The following is a 14,004-nucleotide window of genomic DNA, read 5'->3' as shown; positions in this document are numbered from 1 at the left end:
AGCCCGAAGGAGGCTCCGCCTCCCCCAGACCTCCACCGCCAGGGAACGATGTTCCCTGGACCCTGGATTCGCAATGAAACCATCGTTGGCAAAGCCGACGCCGGTGCGGCGATGACAGGCCCCTGCCCCCGACGACTGTACCCGACGGAAATCAGGCCAGGCCGACGCTTTGCAGATTCAAGACGCCGCTGAAGGTGATCTCGGCCTTGCCGCGCAGGAACAGCGCGCCCTCGACCACGCCGATGCCCAAACGCTCGCCCCCCGAGGTCGTGACCTGCACGTCAGGCCCGGTCAGCTTCAGGTGGTGGGCCAGATAGACCGCCGCGCTCGCGCCGGTGCCGCACGCGTAGGTCTCACCTTCCACGCCGCGCTCGTAGGTGCGCAGCGAGATAGCTTCGGCCGAGACGATCTGGGCGAAATTGACGTTGGTTCCAGCCGGGGCGAAACGGGCATGATACCGGATCGCCCGGCCCAGGCGGTCCACGTCCACATTCTCGACGTTCTCGACGAAGATCACGGCGTGCGGCACGCCCGTGTTCACGAAGTGGCCGGTGAAGGCCTCGCCGCCGCCCAGATCCAGGGCGATGCCGGTCTCAAGGCCGCACGGCGGCGTGAGCTGCACCCGCACCTCACGCTCGTCTTCGAAAACCTCGGCGCGCACCACGCCCGCGTCCGTGCCGATGGAAAGCCCCGGTCCGGCCATGCCCAGCATGTGCGCGAGCCGCGCGGCGCAACGAGAGGCGTTGCCGCACATCTCGGCCCGGGAGCCGTCAGCGTTGAAGAAATGCCAGATTACGTCAACGTCAGTACGTTCCTTGGGCAGATCGAGGAAGAAGATGCCGTCCGCGCCGATGCCGAAGGCCCGACGGCACGCGGCCACGGCGAAACGCTGCATCTCCAGTTCGGGAATCCTCGCCGCGCGGTTGTCGATGACCACGAAATCGTTGCCGCTGCCCTGCATCTTGTAAAACGGCACACTGGCCGGGAAAGTCACGCTCATTACCTGCTCCTTCGCTCGTAGTGCGCGGCATCCTAGCACGCGACGGCCAAGGCCGTCGAGAGGCCTTGCACCGCGCGCCTCCACGCTTCTGGCATCGTTCCTGCTTTCTTCCTGGCCGAAGGCAGTTTTTTCCTGGAGGAGAACATGGCGCGACGCATGGGAACGGTGGTCATCGCCAGCGCGAATGATGGACACGCACGCACGGACAAAACCATGGCCAAACAGGCCGGGGCCGCGTTGACCGTGTGCTTCGAGCGGGGCGACGAGGCGTTGGCTTATCTGGAGGCCCAAGAGGCGGACCTTTTGATCTGCGACGAACGGCTCGCCGACATGGACGGCCTGACCCTGCTCGAACGCGTGCGCCTTGCGCCGCGCCTGCAGCAATTGCCTGTGCTCATGGCGGCCACGGCCCGCGACGAGAGGGCCATTCTTTCCGCCATCGCGGCGGGCTGCCATGGCTACGTGGTGCGGCCCTACTCCCTGGCCGCTCTGGAGCGGCAGATGCGCCAGGCCAGGCGCAACACGACCCTGCCCGGCGCGACGGCCGTGATGCTGGCCAAGGCCAGGGCGCTCAAGAACGCCTTCGCAAGCCTTCCGGAAATCGAAGCGGCGGACGAGGCGACCAGCCGCACCCACGCCGTCAGTCCGGCCAGGGGCGCGGTGGAACGCGGCATGGGGCTTCTGCTCAAGGGGCGCTTCCCGGCCGCCATCTCCGCCTTCCATCAGGCCCTGAACCTGAACGCGGCCTACGCCGAAGCCCACGAGGGACTGGCCCGTGCCTACAAAGGCATCGGCGACCTCGGAAAATACTTCAAGCACATGCGCAAGGCCGTGCACTGCCTGGCCGAACAGGACAGGTTCTTCGAGGTCCGGGTGCTCTTCGCCGAGTTGCGCGCCGCCGGCGCCGAGACGGACAACCCCTTCTACGCCCTGGGCAAGCGGCTGTGGCTCAACGAGGACTACGCCGAGGCGCTGCTCGCCTGGCGAAAGGCCCTCAAGCTGACCCCGGAGAGCGCGGCCGTGGCGCATTGCCTAGCGCGCGCCTACTGCATCGTGGGCCAGGACGAGCGCGCCCGCGAGGTGCTGGACACGGCGCGCGAGCACAACACCGAGGTGGCGGAACTCGAAACGCTACTGGCCTCTTTGCATAGCCGCAAAAACAGCGAGGCCGCCACGGGCTGGCTCGAAACGATGCTCAGCCCCGTCAAGCGCGCCATGCGCCGCCTGACGACCGCAGCCTAATACCTTTGCCGGGGGAGATGATCTCCCCCGGGGATGATCCCCCCGGCCCCCCTGCGATTCCCGAAACCGTCTGCGACGGTTTCGGGAAAGCATGGTTCAGAGGCGTATCACCGCCGCCGCACCGAAGTCGGCTTTGCCAACGATGGTTTCGATGCGAATCGCGGGGTCCAGGGGGCTGAGCCCCCTGGCGGAGGTGGTCCGGAGGAGGCGGAGCCTCCTCCGGGCGATCCAGTAAATCCCGGTTCACTCGGCTGCGGCGTACAGCGTGACGCTGCCCGCGCCGCTCTCGGCCAGGCTCACGGCGCGCAGGGCGTGGTTGCTGGTGTCGGCCACGAACAGGGTGCGGCTCATGGCCGCGATGCCCCTGGGGCCGAAGAAGCGCGGCCTGAAGCCGTCCACGTAGCCCCTGCCCTTGCCCGCGCGCGTTTTGACCTCGCCCGTGGCCGGATCGATGGTGGCCACGGCGTTCGCGCCGGTCTCGGCCACGCAGAGCAGGAGGCCGTCGGCCTGTGCCAGGCAAAGCCCGGCGGGCCGGACGAGCGGCCGCGAGAGGGCAAGCGCGCCGGTCGCGCCGTTGCCTGGATCGAACCAGCCGATGCCTCCCGCGCCATCCAGGAACCATAGCCGCTCCCCGTCCCCGGCCAAGGCCAGCACACCGGGCACGCGCGCCGCGATCTCAGGCCCTTTCTCGTTCATGCGCACGATGGCGCCGGCGCACGGCGCGGCCGCGAAAAGCGTCTCGCCCAGGTAGGCCACGGCCGTGGGCAGGCGCACGAAACCCGGCAGCGTGCGCACCGTCCGCGTCTCCAGGTCCGCGAGCCGCACGGCGTGGTTCAGGGAATCAGCCACGGCCAGGGCGCTGCCGTCCGGCGAGAAGGCCAGGCCGCGCGGCCCGAAGAAGCTCGCCTCGGCAAAGGTGCCGGAGGAAAAACCCGGCATCTTGCCAACGATCCACTCCACCACGGCCAGGGGTCGTTCGTCGATGAAGCGGCCCGCCATGAGCCGGTGCGCGCCCGTGTCCGCCACCACCACGAGGCCGTCGCACGCGGCCACAGCCTCGGGAAAATGCAGCACGTCGTCGAAGCGCAGTTCCTCCTCGGGCGAGGGCACGAAGGGCGTCGTGTCGAGCAGCCCGTCCCTGCGCCAAGCGGCAATGATCGCGCCCGTCTCGGGCAGGTCGTCCGGCTCGCCGCGCCAGACCTCGTTGCCATCGGGGTCGAGCAGCACGGTTAGGGGCAGGCGCGGCACGGCAAAGACCGCGCGCAGGTCGCCCGAGGCGTCGGCCGTCACAGGCCAGACCACGTTCAGGCGGCGGACCATCTTGCGCATGGTCTCGCGTTCGGCCGCCGCCGCGTCCTCGGGGCTGAAGACGCCGCAGGGCAGCACTCCCCGGCCCTGGTCCGCGATGAACTCGGCGGTCTCGCGCCAGGCGAGAAGCCCGGCCGGGTCGTCGTCGAAGAACTGGACGAGGACCGCGCGGCCGAAAAGATCGGCCTCGCTGAGCGGACGGCCGCCCGTGTTGCAGCAGGGGATATTCAGAAGATGTGCGCGCATGGCCGTGCGGCCCGTTTCCGGCAACGTTCCCGCAACGCTCTCGTGAACCTCGCGAAAACCCTGGCGGCGGCCGCCCTCCTTTGTGTCGTTGCGCTCCGGTATTACCGTTCGCCGCTCTCCCCGTAAAGACCGCATGAGGCACGGGACGCGGGCGGCGATGCAACAGGCGGGACTTTCGGGACGGTCCGTCAGGGGATGTAGGACAGGGCCAGGGTGTATATCTGATCGTAGTTCAGACGCGCGCGGATGGCCAGGAACATCTCCAGGGCCATCTCCATCTTGCGCCGGGCGTCGAGGAGAAGTTCCTCGTGGGAGACCTGGACAGTCTCGCGCACGAACTCGGGATCGAAACCGTCGAGGATCATGGTCAGACCCTCGACGAAGGCGGCCGAGCCCGCGTGGGGCAGAAGCTCGCGCAACGACTGCGCGCCGTGGCGGCGAGAGTGCACCGCGTAGAAGAGCAGTTTGACCATGAGCCGGTCGGGTGGCAGGCGCGTGCTCACGCCAAGGAGCGTCCGTCTGTCCGCGCCGGGATCGGCTAGACTCTTCATCAATCCCTGGGCCACGCGCAGGAGTTTCTCCTCGTCCAGGGCCATGGCCGGAAAGAGCGCGTGCATGCGCGTTAACGTCAGGCGGGGATTCTCGCGCGTGGTCAGGGACATGAGCCCAAGCCGCATCAGCGCGAGCTTTCTGCGGTAGCCCTCGCGGATGGTCGCGGCCTTTGCCTCGACCGCGCGGCGCACCGCCTCCTCGGGCCAGGGCTCCAGACCGATGAGCAGCAGATGGCGGATGAAGGGCTCGGCCGTGTATTCGGCCTCCTCGGCCATGATCTTCTTGCCGCGCCGAAGATCGCACAGCTTCTTGAGCGAGAGCCAGAAGGCGGCCACGCCCTCGACCGGCATCTCCAGGATGTCCAGGTCGGGCATGGCGTTGCCTGTGGTGGGCACGCTCTCGGCCTCGGCTCTGATGACCTTCGAATTTTCGCTCGCGGCGTCGGTCATGGCGTCTCTCGGCCGCCCTCGCGGGGCAGCGCTTGGGGTATTTCCAGGGCGAAGAGCCAGGGCCAGAATTTTCCTGTGGCCAAGAGCCGCCCATTACGCTCGTCGTAAGCCAAGCCGTTAGGCACGTTGCGCTCGCTGCCAGCGTGGCCACTTCGCTGCCAGGCCTCGGAAAGGTCGAGCCGCCAGCGTACCTCGCCGCTTTCCGGGTCCACGGCCACGACGTGGACCGATTGCCAGACGTTGGCCAGCACGAGCCCCTCGGAGCCGCTCCCAGGGCCCACGCCCGGCGGCAGCCAGGCCAGTTCGTTCAACCCCACCACCTCGCGTCCGCCGTCCTTCACGACCACGCAGCCGCGCTCCTCGAATGTGGCGGGATCGCGGAAGGAGAGGCGCGACGAGCCATTGGACATGAGCAGGCGGCGTCCGTCGAAGGCCAACCCCCAGCCCTCTCCCTGGTAGCGGAATTCACCAAGGATGTCGAAGGTCGCGGCGTCGTAGACCAGGGCCTTGCCCTCCTGCCAGGTGAGTTGGACGATGGCCGGGGCGTGCGGCGCGACCAAGCCGCCCACGCCGGGCGCCACGGCCACGCCCTCGCCGAAGAGGCGGCCGGACAGCCGCGAGCGGGAAAGCACCCGTCCGCTCTCGATCTCCACGAGGCGCAGCTCCGAGCGGCCGTAAAGCCCGGTGCTCTCCACGAGGTGCGGTCCGAGCATGACCAGCCCCTGGGTGAAGGCCAAAGGATCGTGCGGGTATGCAGCAACGATTCGCGCCGGAAGCACCGGCGCAGACGCTTCGCCGCGCACCTGCCCGGCGCAGGCCAGGGCGAGCCCCGCCGCGAGCAGGGCGAAAAAAAGGAGTCGGCCACGCAAAAATGATCTGGACATTTTTCGAACCCGAATTATACACTATACCGGCACAGGGTATAGTGCAATCTCCTTTGAATATGGAACCGACATGAGCAAGAACCCCGAAGAAACGACTCCGGCAAAAGAACGCGGCCTGTCCAGGCGGGCCTTCCTGGGCGGGCTCGCGGCCGCAGGCGCGGCCTGTCTCGCCCCTGGCACGGCCAAGGCCGCCACGGCATCATCAGCGCCCAGAACCATCGAGCTGGCCACGTTGATCGACCTTTCCCGCTGCATCGGCTGCGGGGCCTGCGTCGAGGCCTGCCGGACGCGCTCCATGGATCACGTGCCCGAGCCGGTGCGGCCCATCCCGACGATGTATCCGGCGCGCGCCAAGCCCGAGGACTTCTCGGACAAAAAGCACGTGGACGATCGCCTGACGCCCTACACCCGTCTTTTCATCCAAAGCGCCGAGGTCACATACCAGGGAAGGACCCATCTCGTCCATGCGCCCAGGCGTTGCCTGCACTGTGTCAATCCGCCCTGCGCCAAGCTCTGCCCCTTCGGCGCGGCCCGGCGCGAGACGAACGGCGCAGTGCGCATCGACGAGTCCACCTGCCTGGGCGGGGCCAAGTGCCGCGACGTCTGTCCCTGGAGCATTCCACAGCGCCAATCGGGCGTTGGGCTTTATCTCGATCTTCTGCCCGCCTTCGCGGGCAACGGCGTGATGTTCAAGTGCGATCGCTGCCAGGACCGGGTGGAATCGGGCGGCCTGCCCGCCTGCATCGAGGCATGTCCCATGGACGTGCAACAGATCGGCCCGCGCGACGAGATCGTGGCCAGGGCCAAGACCCTGGCGGCCGAGCGCGGCCATTTCCTCTACGGCCTGGACGAGAACGGCGGCACCAACACCATCTATCTCTCGCCCGTACCCTTCGAACTGCTCGACGCGGCTGTGGGCACGGGGCCCGGGCGTCCCGGCTTCCCGGACGCCCCCTCGGTCATGCGCAACGAGGAAAAGTACGCGGCCGCCGTGCTTGGCGCGCCGCTGGCCGGAATCGCCGCCGGAGTGCTCGCGATCCTCGCCGGACGCAGAAAAGACTCCCAGAAGGACCGCCATGAACCGTAAGAACGCCTGGGCCGCCCTTGTGGCCGTGCTGGCCCTGACCGGCTTCGCCCAGATGCCGATCATGAAGCGCTATCATATCGCCGACCTGCCGGGCCTTGGCTGGCTGGCCGACTATTCGGCGACCTCAGCCGTGCACTATGCGGCCGCCGCCCTGTTCCTGCTCCTGGCCGGGTGGACGGTCACAGTCTGGCTGGCGGGGCCGCGACGGGCGACTCCCGGCCTGTACCTGCGCGCCGGGGTCTATCTGGCCGTCATCGTCACTGGACTCATGCACGTGGCGCACAACACCGTGTGGGGCGCGTTGCCGCCCGTGGCCGCCCAGACGGTCGTCCTGGCCCATCTGGGCGGGATCATGGCGCTGTTCGTTCTGACCATGGCCCGGCTTGCCCTGCGCAGGCGGATTCGTCGAGACTGAATCAGGCCTCCCAAGGGTCCCATCATCCGCTGTGGAGCTATGAATAATCCAACCCCCGCTTGTTTGTAGCTCGTAAGCCTTGATTTTTTGCGCTTTGCATCCGAGGCTTTTTGAACGGCCTGCACAGGCGCTTGTCATCAAGCTCAAACGCCCTTTTGGCGAAAAAGCCCCTCCACCAGAAAATAGTCAACCTTTTCGTGGCGTTTGCATGGCGGCCGCAAGACACCCGCGTCGCGCCCGCTGTTGCGAAAAAACCGCCGATTCCCTACATTGCGGAGTGACCATGCGCTCCTCAGCAACTCAACCGGGCGGACTGTTCATGGCGGACGAATCGAAATCCGGCCTCACCATGCTTGAAAACAACAAGATCCGGGGCGTCTTCTCCACCCAGAAGCTCGTCAAGGTCGGCACGGGCGTGACCCAGCGCAAGACCGTGCAGCAGGCCTACTACTTTGCCGAGGAGAACGACGCGGGCGAGATCGAGCTGCAGGCGCTGAACACCGGCCTCGTTCCCAGCGGCGACAAGGAGACCATCGGCAAGGAGGAACTCCTCGAAAAATACGTTCCCGAGCCCGAGTTCTACCAGAAGGAAGTCTTCCCCAAGATGCGGGAGCTGCAAAAGACCCTGGCGCGCGCGGACCGTCACCGCCAGCGTGGGGAGACCTACTCGGCGGAGATGGAGTACGGCAACGCCCTGAAGGTGGACGAGGACAACGTGCGCGCCAATTTCGGCATTGGTCTGTGCTACATGGCGCGCGGCGAGTCCGCCAAGGCCGAGGACATCCTCAAGCGTCTGGTCAAGCTCGACGCGGCTTTCGAATCCGAGCACAAACACCTGTTCAACGAGTTCGGGATCAACCTGCGCAAGAACAAACTCTTCGGCCAGTCGCTCGAATTCTATTCGCGGGCCGCGGAACTCTCGCCCATGGACGAGAACCTGCACTACAACCGAGGCCGGGTCTTCTTCGAGATGGGCGATTTCGCGGCCGCCAAGGCCTCCCTGGAAAAGGCGCTGGAGATCAATCCCCAGTTCGAGGAAGCGGGCAAGTTCCTGAAGTATCTCGCCGCCAAGAACCTTGCCTGACAGACCACTGAAAAGACGCCGCCTGCGGCGTTGCGGCGAAAAGTTCAAACCCTCGCGTATTGCCAATACGCGAGGGTTTGAACTTTTTGTGCGCCCGTGCATCCAGGGCTTTTTGAGCAGCCTGACGGGCCGACGCTTCCCAGGGAAGAATCGGCCCTCCCTCGGCTTGGCCTGATCGGACCGGCCGGGCTACTCGGTCGCGTACTTCTCGGGGCGCACGGTCAGAACCGGGCAGATGGCCGACTTGACCACCTTCTCGGCCACGGAGCCGAAAAGAATACGATCGATTCCCTTGCGGCCGTGGGTGCCCATGATGATCATATCCACCTTCTGGTCCTTGGCGTGGTTGAGAATCTCCTCGGCCGCATAGCCCGTGGCGACCTCGCCCTGGGCGCGGACGCCCGCGAAGTTCTCGTCCAGGAACTTCTCCATGGTGGCGTCCGCCCCCTGAACGATGTCCTTGACGAAGGTCTCGATGGAACTCGGCGGCACGTGGAAGCCCACGTACTGCGAGAGCGACGGCGCGACGTACAGCACCAGAACCTCGGCGTCGAGGCCCTGGGCCAGAAGCTTGGCGTACGACGCAACGAGCGGGCTCGCCTCGGAAAAATCAACCGCGCATAAAATCCGCTTGATCTGTGCCATGGCAATCACCTCCCGGCCTCGTGCAAGGCCGCCTCACATGCTCGGCGCGGCAAATCCATCCGCAGACCCGACCGCTTCCGCGCCGCCATACGGGTCTTTGTATTTTTTGCCAGATGCTGGGCGCATAGACAAGAGCTTTGTTCCCCTGTATTTTTGAATCTTGATGCCGGAAATGGCAGCGCGAGGTGCAAGACGCCTAGCGGGGGCAAAAAATTCCTCCGCAACCTAAAGAGAATTTCGAATCCTTCCGATATGTTGGGACGTCAATAAGGTTGGCAGGATTCTTGCTTTTCCAGGGCCAAACCGGAAGAGGAGATGGCCATGAAGATCACCAACGATCACGTCGGCGCCGTCGAGCAGCAGGAGGCCGAACGCACGGCCCGCAAAACATCCGAGAAGTGCGGGATGTTCGGCGATCTGCTTGCGCGCGAGTTGGACGCCATGAGGCAGGACGCGGGGCCTGCACAGGTCGAAGGCGCGGGTGTGAAGCCGCTGGGGACGAGTCCCCTGCTGCACGTGAATGCCCCTGTCGCCCCAAACCAGCAGGCGGAGCGAACGATCATGGACAACATCGAACGCCTTCTGGGCGAATGGGAAGAGTACGCCCAACGGCTTGAAACGCCCGGCGAGGAAGCGGGGCTGAAGGACGCCTATGCCGTTCTCGCGCGCATCGGCGGCGAAGTGGAACGCATCAAGACCGAGAATCCCGATCTCGCGTCCAAAAATCCCGAACTGAAGTCGCTGGTGGATGAGATGGAAATTCTTTCCGTGACGGAAACCATCAAGTTCAATCGCGGCGACTACGTCTAATCCGACGACCCGAGGACGTCTCCCAAGACGCCTTTGCGGGCCGCTCGAAACGCGCCGGATGCACGGCGCACGAAAATGCCGGACCTCGCGCGCGCCTGGTCCGGCGTTTGTCGTTGCGCCGCGAGGCCCTCAGGCCGCCCCGGTCTCGCGGCGATCCACAGTCTGCGCCAGCCCCGGCGGCTCCTGCCCGTCATCCCCGCCATCAAGCGGAAAGACGGCCAATTTCCCGTACACCGGCCCCCCGCAACCAAGCTGGCTTTCGAAGAGCACGAACTCCCGCGCCAGGGTCGTGGGCCAGCGCGTCGCGGCCATGGCCGCGAGCCAGGGCTCGATGTCCCGCCGACCGCAACTTCCGACCCTGGCCACTGTCAGATGCGGCACGAACGGCTTGTCGTCACAGGCCACGCCGCGCGCCGCAAGCGCCTCGCGCACCTTGACCGCGAGTCCGGCGCATTCCACGCCGCCCTGGGCAAGCCCCACCCAGAGCACGCGCGGCCGAGACGAATCGGGAAAGCCGCCGAAGCCGCCGGGCGTGAGCGGGAACACGGGGTGGCGCACGCCGCACAGGGCCTCGCGCAGGACGTTGATTCGTTCAGCGGGAATTTCGCCCACAAAGGCGAGCGTCAGGTGCCACGCGCCGGGCCGGGTGGGACGCACGTCCGCGCGTGAGGCGGCGCGAGCGCGCGCCACGAGCCTGGCCAGCTCATCCTGGAAAGAGGGCGGCAGATCCAGGCCGACGAAGACCCGCATCAGCCCTCCCCGATCCGGGCCAATAGCCCGCCGATGGCCGCGCACGCGGCCTGGGCCGTGACCGCAGCCCGGTCGCCCGCGAAGCTGAAAATTTGCTCGTCCGCCCCGTCCGGCCAGGCCCAACCGACGACAACCGTGCCCACCGGGGTCGCGGCCGTGCCGCCCGTGGGACCGGCCACGCCGGACACGGACACCGCAGCCTGTGCGCCGAAGCGGTCGAGCGCGCCTTTGCCCATGGCGCGCACGGTCTCGCGGCTGACCGCGCCGTGCGCGTCGAGAATTCCGCGCGGCACGCCGAGCAGCCGCTCCTTGGCTTCAAGGGAGTAGGCCACCACTCCGCCAGCGAACCAGTCCGAGGCTCCGGGCACAGTGGTCAGCAGATACGCCACTAGGCCGGCGGTGCACGATTCCGCCGTGACCAGCATCCGGCCGCGCGCCAAAAGTCGCGCGCCGAGCGTGGCTATGTCGTCCGCCAAGTCTGCACGCAGATGGACGTGCAGCGCATCGAACGAGGCTGAAGATGCGGCACTGCCGGAATAGCCGGGACCGTCGTTCATGTTCTTCGCCATAACCCGAAAACGCGGCACGGCTCAACAGATGCCAGGCGCGTCATACAACGCCGCCTTGCAGGGAACTACTGCGCGGACTCAGCCTTGGCTGTAGTCTTCGGGTCCGTCTTTTGGGTCGGCTTCTTCGGTGCCGACATGGCCTTGGATTCCGCCTTCTGGGTGGGCTTTTTCCCAGCGGCCTCGGCCTTGGCGACTTTGGCGGCGGTTTGTGCTGCGGGTTTCTTCTCCGCCTTCTTGGCCGCTGGCTGGGCCTTGGCCTGCGCGGCTTTTTTGGGATCGGACTTCTTGGACTCGGATTTTTTGGCGGCAGGCTTGGGATCGGCTTTCTTGACGGCTGGTTTGACCGACGCGCCCGACTTCGGGACATCAGAGACGACCGTGAGCCGCTTGTCGCTTATTTCGGCCACCACCCGCGACTCGGCCTTCTTCGGGGCGGCCTGCTTCGGCGCGGGCTTGGCGACGGATTTCTTCGAGGCGGGGGCCTTTTTCGCGGCCGGGGGAGGGGCTGGCTCGGGAACCGCGACCTGGGGCAACGCCTCGTTCACGGTCAGCGAATGCTCGAGCGCGGTGAAGCCGGCCTCCATCAGACGCAGATTCTCGCGCGAGCGCATGTCCGGGGTCTTGGCCCCCAGTATCACGCCAACGAGGCGCGTTTCGCCGCGCTTGACCGTGGTGATGAGATTGTAGCCCGAGGCCCTGATCCAGCCGGTCTTCAGCCCGTCCGCTCCTTCGCAGGCATCGAGCAGCGGGTTCTTGTTGCGGGTCCGCACCCCGTTGTGCACGAGGCGCGTCTGCGAGTGGTAATCGAGCGCCTTGGGGTGCGCCCGCAGGTATTCCCTGGTCATCACGGCCATGTCGTGGGCCGTGGTGGTCTGGCCCTTGGCGGGCAGGCCCGTGGGATTGACGAAGACGGTGCGTTCCATGCCCAGGAGAGCGGCCTTGGCGTTCATGGCCGCGACAAAGGCCGCGACACTGACGCCCACGTGCTCCGCCGCGGCCATGGCCGCGTCGTTGCCCGAGGACACAGCCATGCCCCTGAGCAGGTTGTCGAGCGTGACCGTCTCGCCTTCCTTGAGATGCATGCGTGACCCGCCCGTGGCGGCGGCCTCGGCGCTGATCACCACCTCGTCGTCGAGGGAGACCAGACCCGCGCGCACGGCGTCGAGCACCACGAACATGGCCATGACCTTGGCCAGCGATGCGGGCGGAATGCTCTTGTCAGGGTCCTGCTGGAACAGGGTCCGGCCGGTGGCGGCGTCGAGCAGGACGGCCGACCCGGCGGCGATCCGGCAGGCTCCGTCGTCTTCGCCCACGGCCGCGTGCCCGGCCGTCTGGCCCGGAGGCGTGGCGGCCGCGCCGACGATTCCCGGCAGAATGACGATCAGGACGAGGACGAACGCGGCCCACGATGCAGGGCGGAGGATTCCACCCATGGCCGCCGCAAAGCCGGTCCGGTCGCGCGTATCAGGCATGCATCTCCCTTGCGCCGTCATGGCGGCGCACTGCGTTTCTCCTACGCACGACCAAGCGTTTGGGCAAGGGGGGCGTGCTTCTTTCGCCGCGCCCTGTTCCGAAGAATCCCTCGTAGCGTCGATCAGACTGGCAAGGGAGCAGCGCCCCAGAGCCACGACGCTCCCACGGCCGGGGAGACCCGGCACGACGGGCACTCCGCAGCCGGGCGAAGGCAGTCGCGACAGATGCTTCGCACCAGTGCGAAGGCCCGCACGTCGGCGCAGCGCTCGAACGCGGCCAAGTGCCCCCTGCATCCGGGCTCGGAACAATAGTAGCGGTACATGATGGCCTCCTCCAAGGATCGTCAGTGCCACGCATCGCCCCACGCATGCGGGCGCGGCTCATCATGCTCCATACAACAATCGCGCCGCCGTGCGCCACCCATTTCGACAAACGGCCGCTCTTTACACGCAGGCGGTCGCCCGCCGCGCATGAGCCGCTGCATCAGCCCCGAAGTCGAAAGCTCTCGTAGAACAGATCAAGGATCGCTCCGCCCTGCTCGATGCGCCGCTCGTCCTCGGGCACGACCAGGGCGAGGGACTCCAGGGCCACGCGAAGTCCCGCGGTTTCGGGATGCCCGAAGCGCTCCTCCTTGAGGTCGATGTCGTGGATGATCTCGGCCAGCCGCCCAAGCGCCGGATCGTTCGCATCGAGCCGCCGCTCCAGGACTTCGAAGGTGCACAGGTCGTTCTCGTGCGTGAACTCCCCGGCGAGCATATCGAAGCGCACCTCGCCGGGCGCGGGAACGTGCTCGCGCTCGTCGACGAAGCGAAACCTCGCCTTCTGGTCGATGAAACGGCGGATGAGCCAGGCCGAGGCGATGCGGTCCACGTGCACGCCGCGCCGCGTCACCCAGACGAGCCCCGTGAGCGTTTGCGGGCCGCGCGCCTCCCCGCCCCCGGTCGCGGCTCCCCCGGCACGAAGCTCCGCGAGCCTGGCGCGCAGGGCCGCGAGCAGCCCCTCCACGGTCTCGCGGCCCGGCGCACCGAAAAAGTCGAGGCTCCTGAGCGATGCGAACTCCTTGGCGAAGCGGCCGAGTGCCTGTTCGATCCCCTCTTCGCCAGAATCCCCGGATGCGAGGGATTCCCGGAAGGAGAGCATCTCCTGGGTCAGGCGCGCATACGCCTCGTCGCTCACGGACACGAAACGAACGCGCACCTGGGCGTCGTCGAGCCCGGCCGCGAAGGCCGCGCGACAGACGAAGGCCTTGCCCCCGCTGTCCTCGATCTCCTTGGCCAGCCAAGCCAGATCCTCGAAACGAGACCCGCCATCGGGCAGCACATAGACCGCGTTCTTGAGCGCCACGGCCCCGAGCGCCGCAAGCCTTCGCGCCGCCTTGGCCCTCAGATAGCCGGGCTTGGGCGGGATGTTGTGGATCAGCAAGAGCCAGTTCATCGGGTCCATTCCACCTTCCTCCAGGCATCGCCGCGACAAATGGCCTTCGCGGGAGC

15 protein-coding genes are annotated in these 14,004 nt (G+C 66.8%); 5 read left to right on the top strand and 10 right to left on the bottom strand.

Annotated features, from left to right (window positions below):
* Positions 1–151 precede the first annotated feature (151 nt).
* On the bottom strand, positions 152–1,000 hold the full coding sequence (dapF, locus tag DSAT_RS07795) for a diaminopimelate epimerase (RefSeq protein ID WP_020886944.1): 849 nt from the start codon (positions 998–1,000) through the stop codon (positions 152–154).
* Between the two features lie 144 nt (positions 1,001–1,144).
* Here dapF and DSAT_RS07790 point away from each other — a divergent pair, with 144 nt between their 5' ends.
* Positions 1,145–2,242, top strand: a complete 1,098-nt coding sequence (locus DSAT_RS07790) for a response regulator (protein WP_020886943.1) — start codon at positions 1,145–1,147, stop codon at positions 2,240–2,242.
* 243 nt (positions 2,243–2,485) lie between these two features.
* On the opposite strand, the gene DSAT_RS07785 is transcribed toward DSAT_RS07790, so the two are convergent.
* From DSAT_RS07785 to DSAT_RS07775, 3 genes are all read right to left on the bottom strand, one after another.
* Entirely contained in the window at positions 2,486–3,796 is a 1,311-nt protein-coding gene (locus DSAT_RS07785; RefSeq protein ID WP_040371017.1) for a hypothetical protein, read from the bottom strand.
* A 188-nt stretch (positions 3,797–3,984) separates the two neighbouring features.
* Positions 3,985–4,797 (bottom strand): hypothetical protein, encoded by an 813-nt coding sequence (locus DSAT_RS07780; RefSeq protein ID WP_020886941.1) that lies wholly within the window; start codon positions 4,795–4,797, stop codon positions 3,985–3,987.
* Positions 4,794–5,681, bottom strand: a complete 888-nt coding sequence (locus tag DSAT_RS07775) for a glutaminyl-peptide cyclotransferase (protein ID WP_020886940.1) — start codon at positions 5,679–5,681, stop codon at positions 4,794–4,796. The genes DSAT_RS07780 and DSAT_RS07775 overlap by 4 nt, the downstream gene beginning before the upstream one ends.
* Positions 5,682–5,751: 70 nt before the next feature.
* On the opposite strand from DSAT_RS07775, the gene DSAT_RS07770 reads away from it, so the two are divergent.
* The 3 genes from DSAT_RS07770 to DSAT_RS07760 all read left to right on the top strand — a co-directional run bounded on the left by DSAT_RS07770 (position 5,752) and on the right by DSAT_RS07760 (position 8,267).
* Positions 5,752–6,768: a 4Fe-4S dicluster domain-containing protein gene (locus DSAT_RS07770; RefSeq protein WP_020886939.1), complete on the top strand. Its 1,017-nt coding sequence runs from the start codon at positions 5,752–5,754 to the stop codon at positions 6,766–6,768.
* Positions 6,758–7,183: a hypothetical protein gene (locus DSAT_RS07765; protein ID WP_020886938.1), complete on the top strand. Its 426-nt coding sequence runs from the start codon at positions 6,758–6,760 to the stop codon at positions 7,181–7,183. The genes DSAT_RS07770 and DSAT_RS07765 overlap by 11 nt, the downstream gene beginning before the upstream one ends.
* 283 nt (positions 7,184–7,466) lie before the next feature.
* Positions 7,467–8,267: a tetratricopeptide repeat protein gene (locus tag DSAT_RS07760; RefSeq protein ID WP_020886937.1), complete on the top strand. Its 801-nt coding sequence runs from the start codon at positions 7,467–7,469 to the stop codon at positions 8,265–8,267.
* A gap of 189 nt (positions 8,268–8,456) precedes the next feature.
* Here the strand turns inward: DSAT_RS07760 and DSAT_RS07755 are convergent, their stop codons facing one another.
* Positions 8,457–8,912 (bottom strand): universal stress protein, encoded by a 456-nt coding sequence (locus DSAT_RS07755; protein ID WP_020886936.1) that lies wholly within the window; start codon positions 8,910–8,912, stop codon positions 8,457–8,459.
* Between the two features lie 321 nt (positions 8,913–9,233).
* Here DSAT_RS07755 and DSAT_RS07750 point away from each other — a divergent pair, with 321 nt between their 5' ends.
* A complete protein-coding gene (locus DSAT_RS07750; protein ID WP_020886935.1) occupies positions 9,234–9,722 on the top strand; it encodes a hypothetical protein in 489 nt (162 codons plus the stop codon).
* Positions 9,723–9,851: 129 nt separating this feature from the next.
* Here DSAT_RS07750 and thpR read toward each other — a convergent pair whose 3' ends face one another.
* From thpR to DSAT_RS07730, 5 genes are all read right to left on the bottom strand, one after another.
* The gene (thpR, locus tag DSAT_RS14840) at positions 9,852–10,472 is read right to left on the bottom strand and encodes an RNA 2',3'-cyclic phosphodiesterase (protein ID WP_020886934.1); all 621 of its coding nucleotides are present in this window, start codon (positions 10,470–10,472) and stop codon (positions 9,852–9,854) included.
* A complete protein-coding gene (locus DSAT_RS07740) occupies positions 10,472–11,029 on the bottom strand; it encodes a CinA family protein (RefSeq protein ID WP_152490266.1) in 558 nt (185 codons plus the stop codon). Before DSAT_RS07740 ends, thpR begins: the two co-directional genes overlap by 1 nt.
* A 77-nt stretch (positions 11,030–11,106) precedes the next feature.
* Positions 11,107–12,513 carry a D-alanyl-D-alanine carboxypeptidase family protein gene (locus DSAT_RS15670; protein WP_020886932.1) on the bottom strand — a complete coding sequence of 469 codons (1,407 nt, stop codon included), beginning with the start codon at positions 12,511–12,513 and terminating at the stop codon, positions 11,107–11,109.
* 122 nt (positions 12,514–12,635) lie between these two features.
* The gene (locus DSAT_RS15160) at positions 12,636–12,836 is read right to left on the bottom strand and encodes a hypothetical protein (RefSeq protein WP_020886931.1); all 201 of its coding nucleotides are present in this window, start codon (positions 12,834–12,836) and stop codon (positions 12,636–12,638) included.
* Between the two features lie 161 nt (positions 12,837–12,997).
* Positions 12,998–13,957 (bottom strand): chromate resistance protein ChrB domain-containing protein, encoded by a 960-nt coding sequence (locus DSAT_RS07730; protein ID WP_020886930.1) that lies wholly within the window; start codon positions 13,955–13,957, stop codon positions 12,998–13,000.
* Between the last annotated feature and the right edge of the window lie 47 nt (positions 13,958–14,004).

Origin of the sequence: Alkalidesulfovibrio alkalitolerans DSM 16529 (assembly GCF_000422245.1) — a bacterium.
Lineage (GTDB): Bacteria > Desulfobacterota > Desulfovibrionia > Desulfovibrionales > Desulfovibrionaceae > Alkalidesulfovibrio > Alkalidesulfovibrio alkalitolerans.
This window is presented reverse-complemented; position numbering and strand designations above follow the sequence as displayed.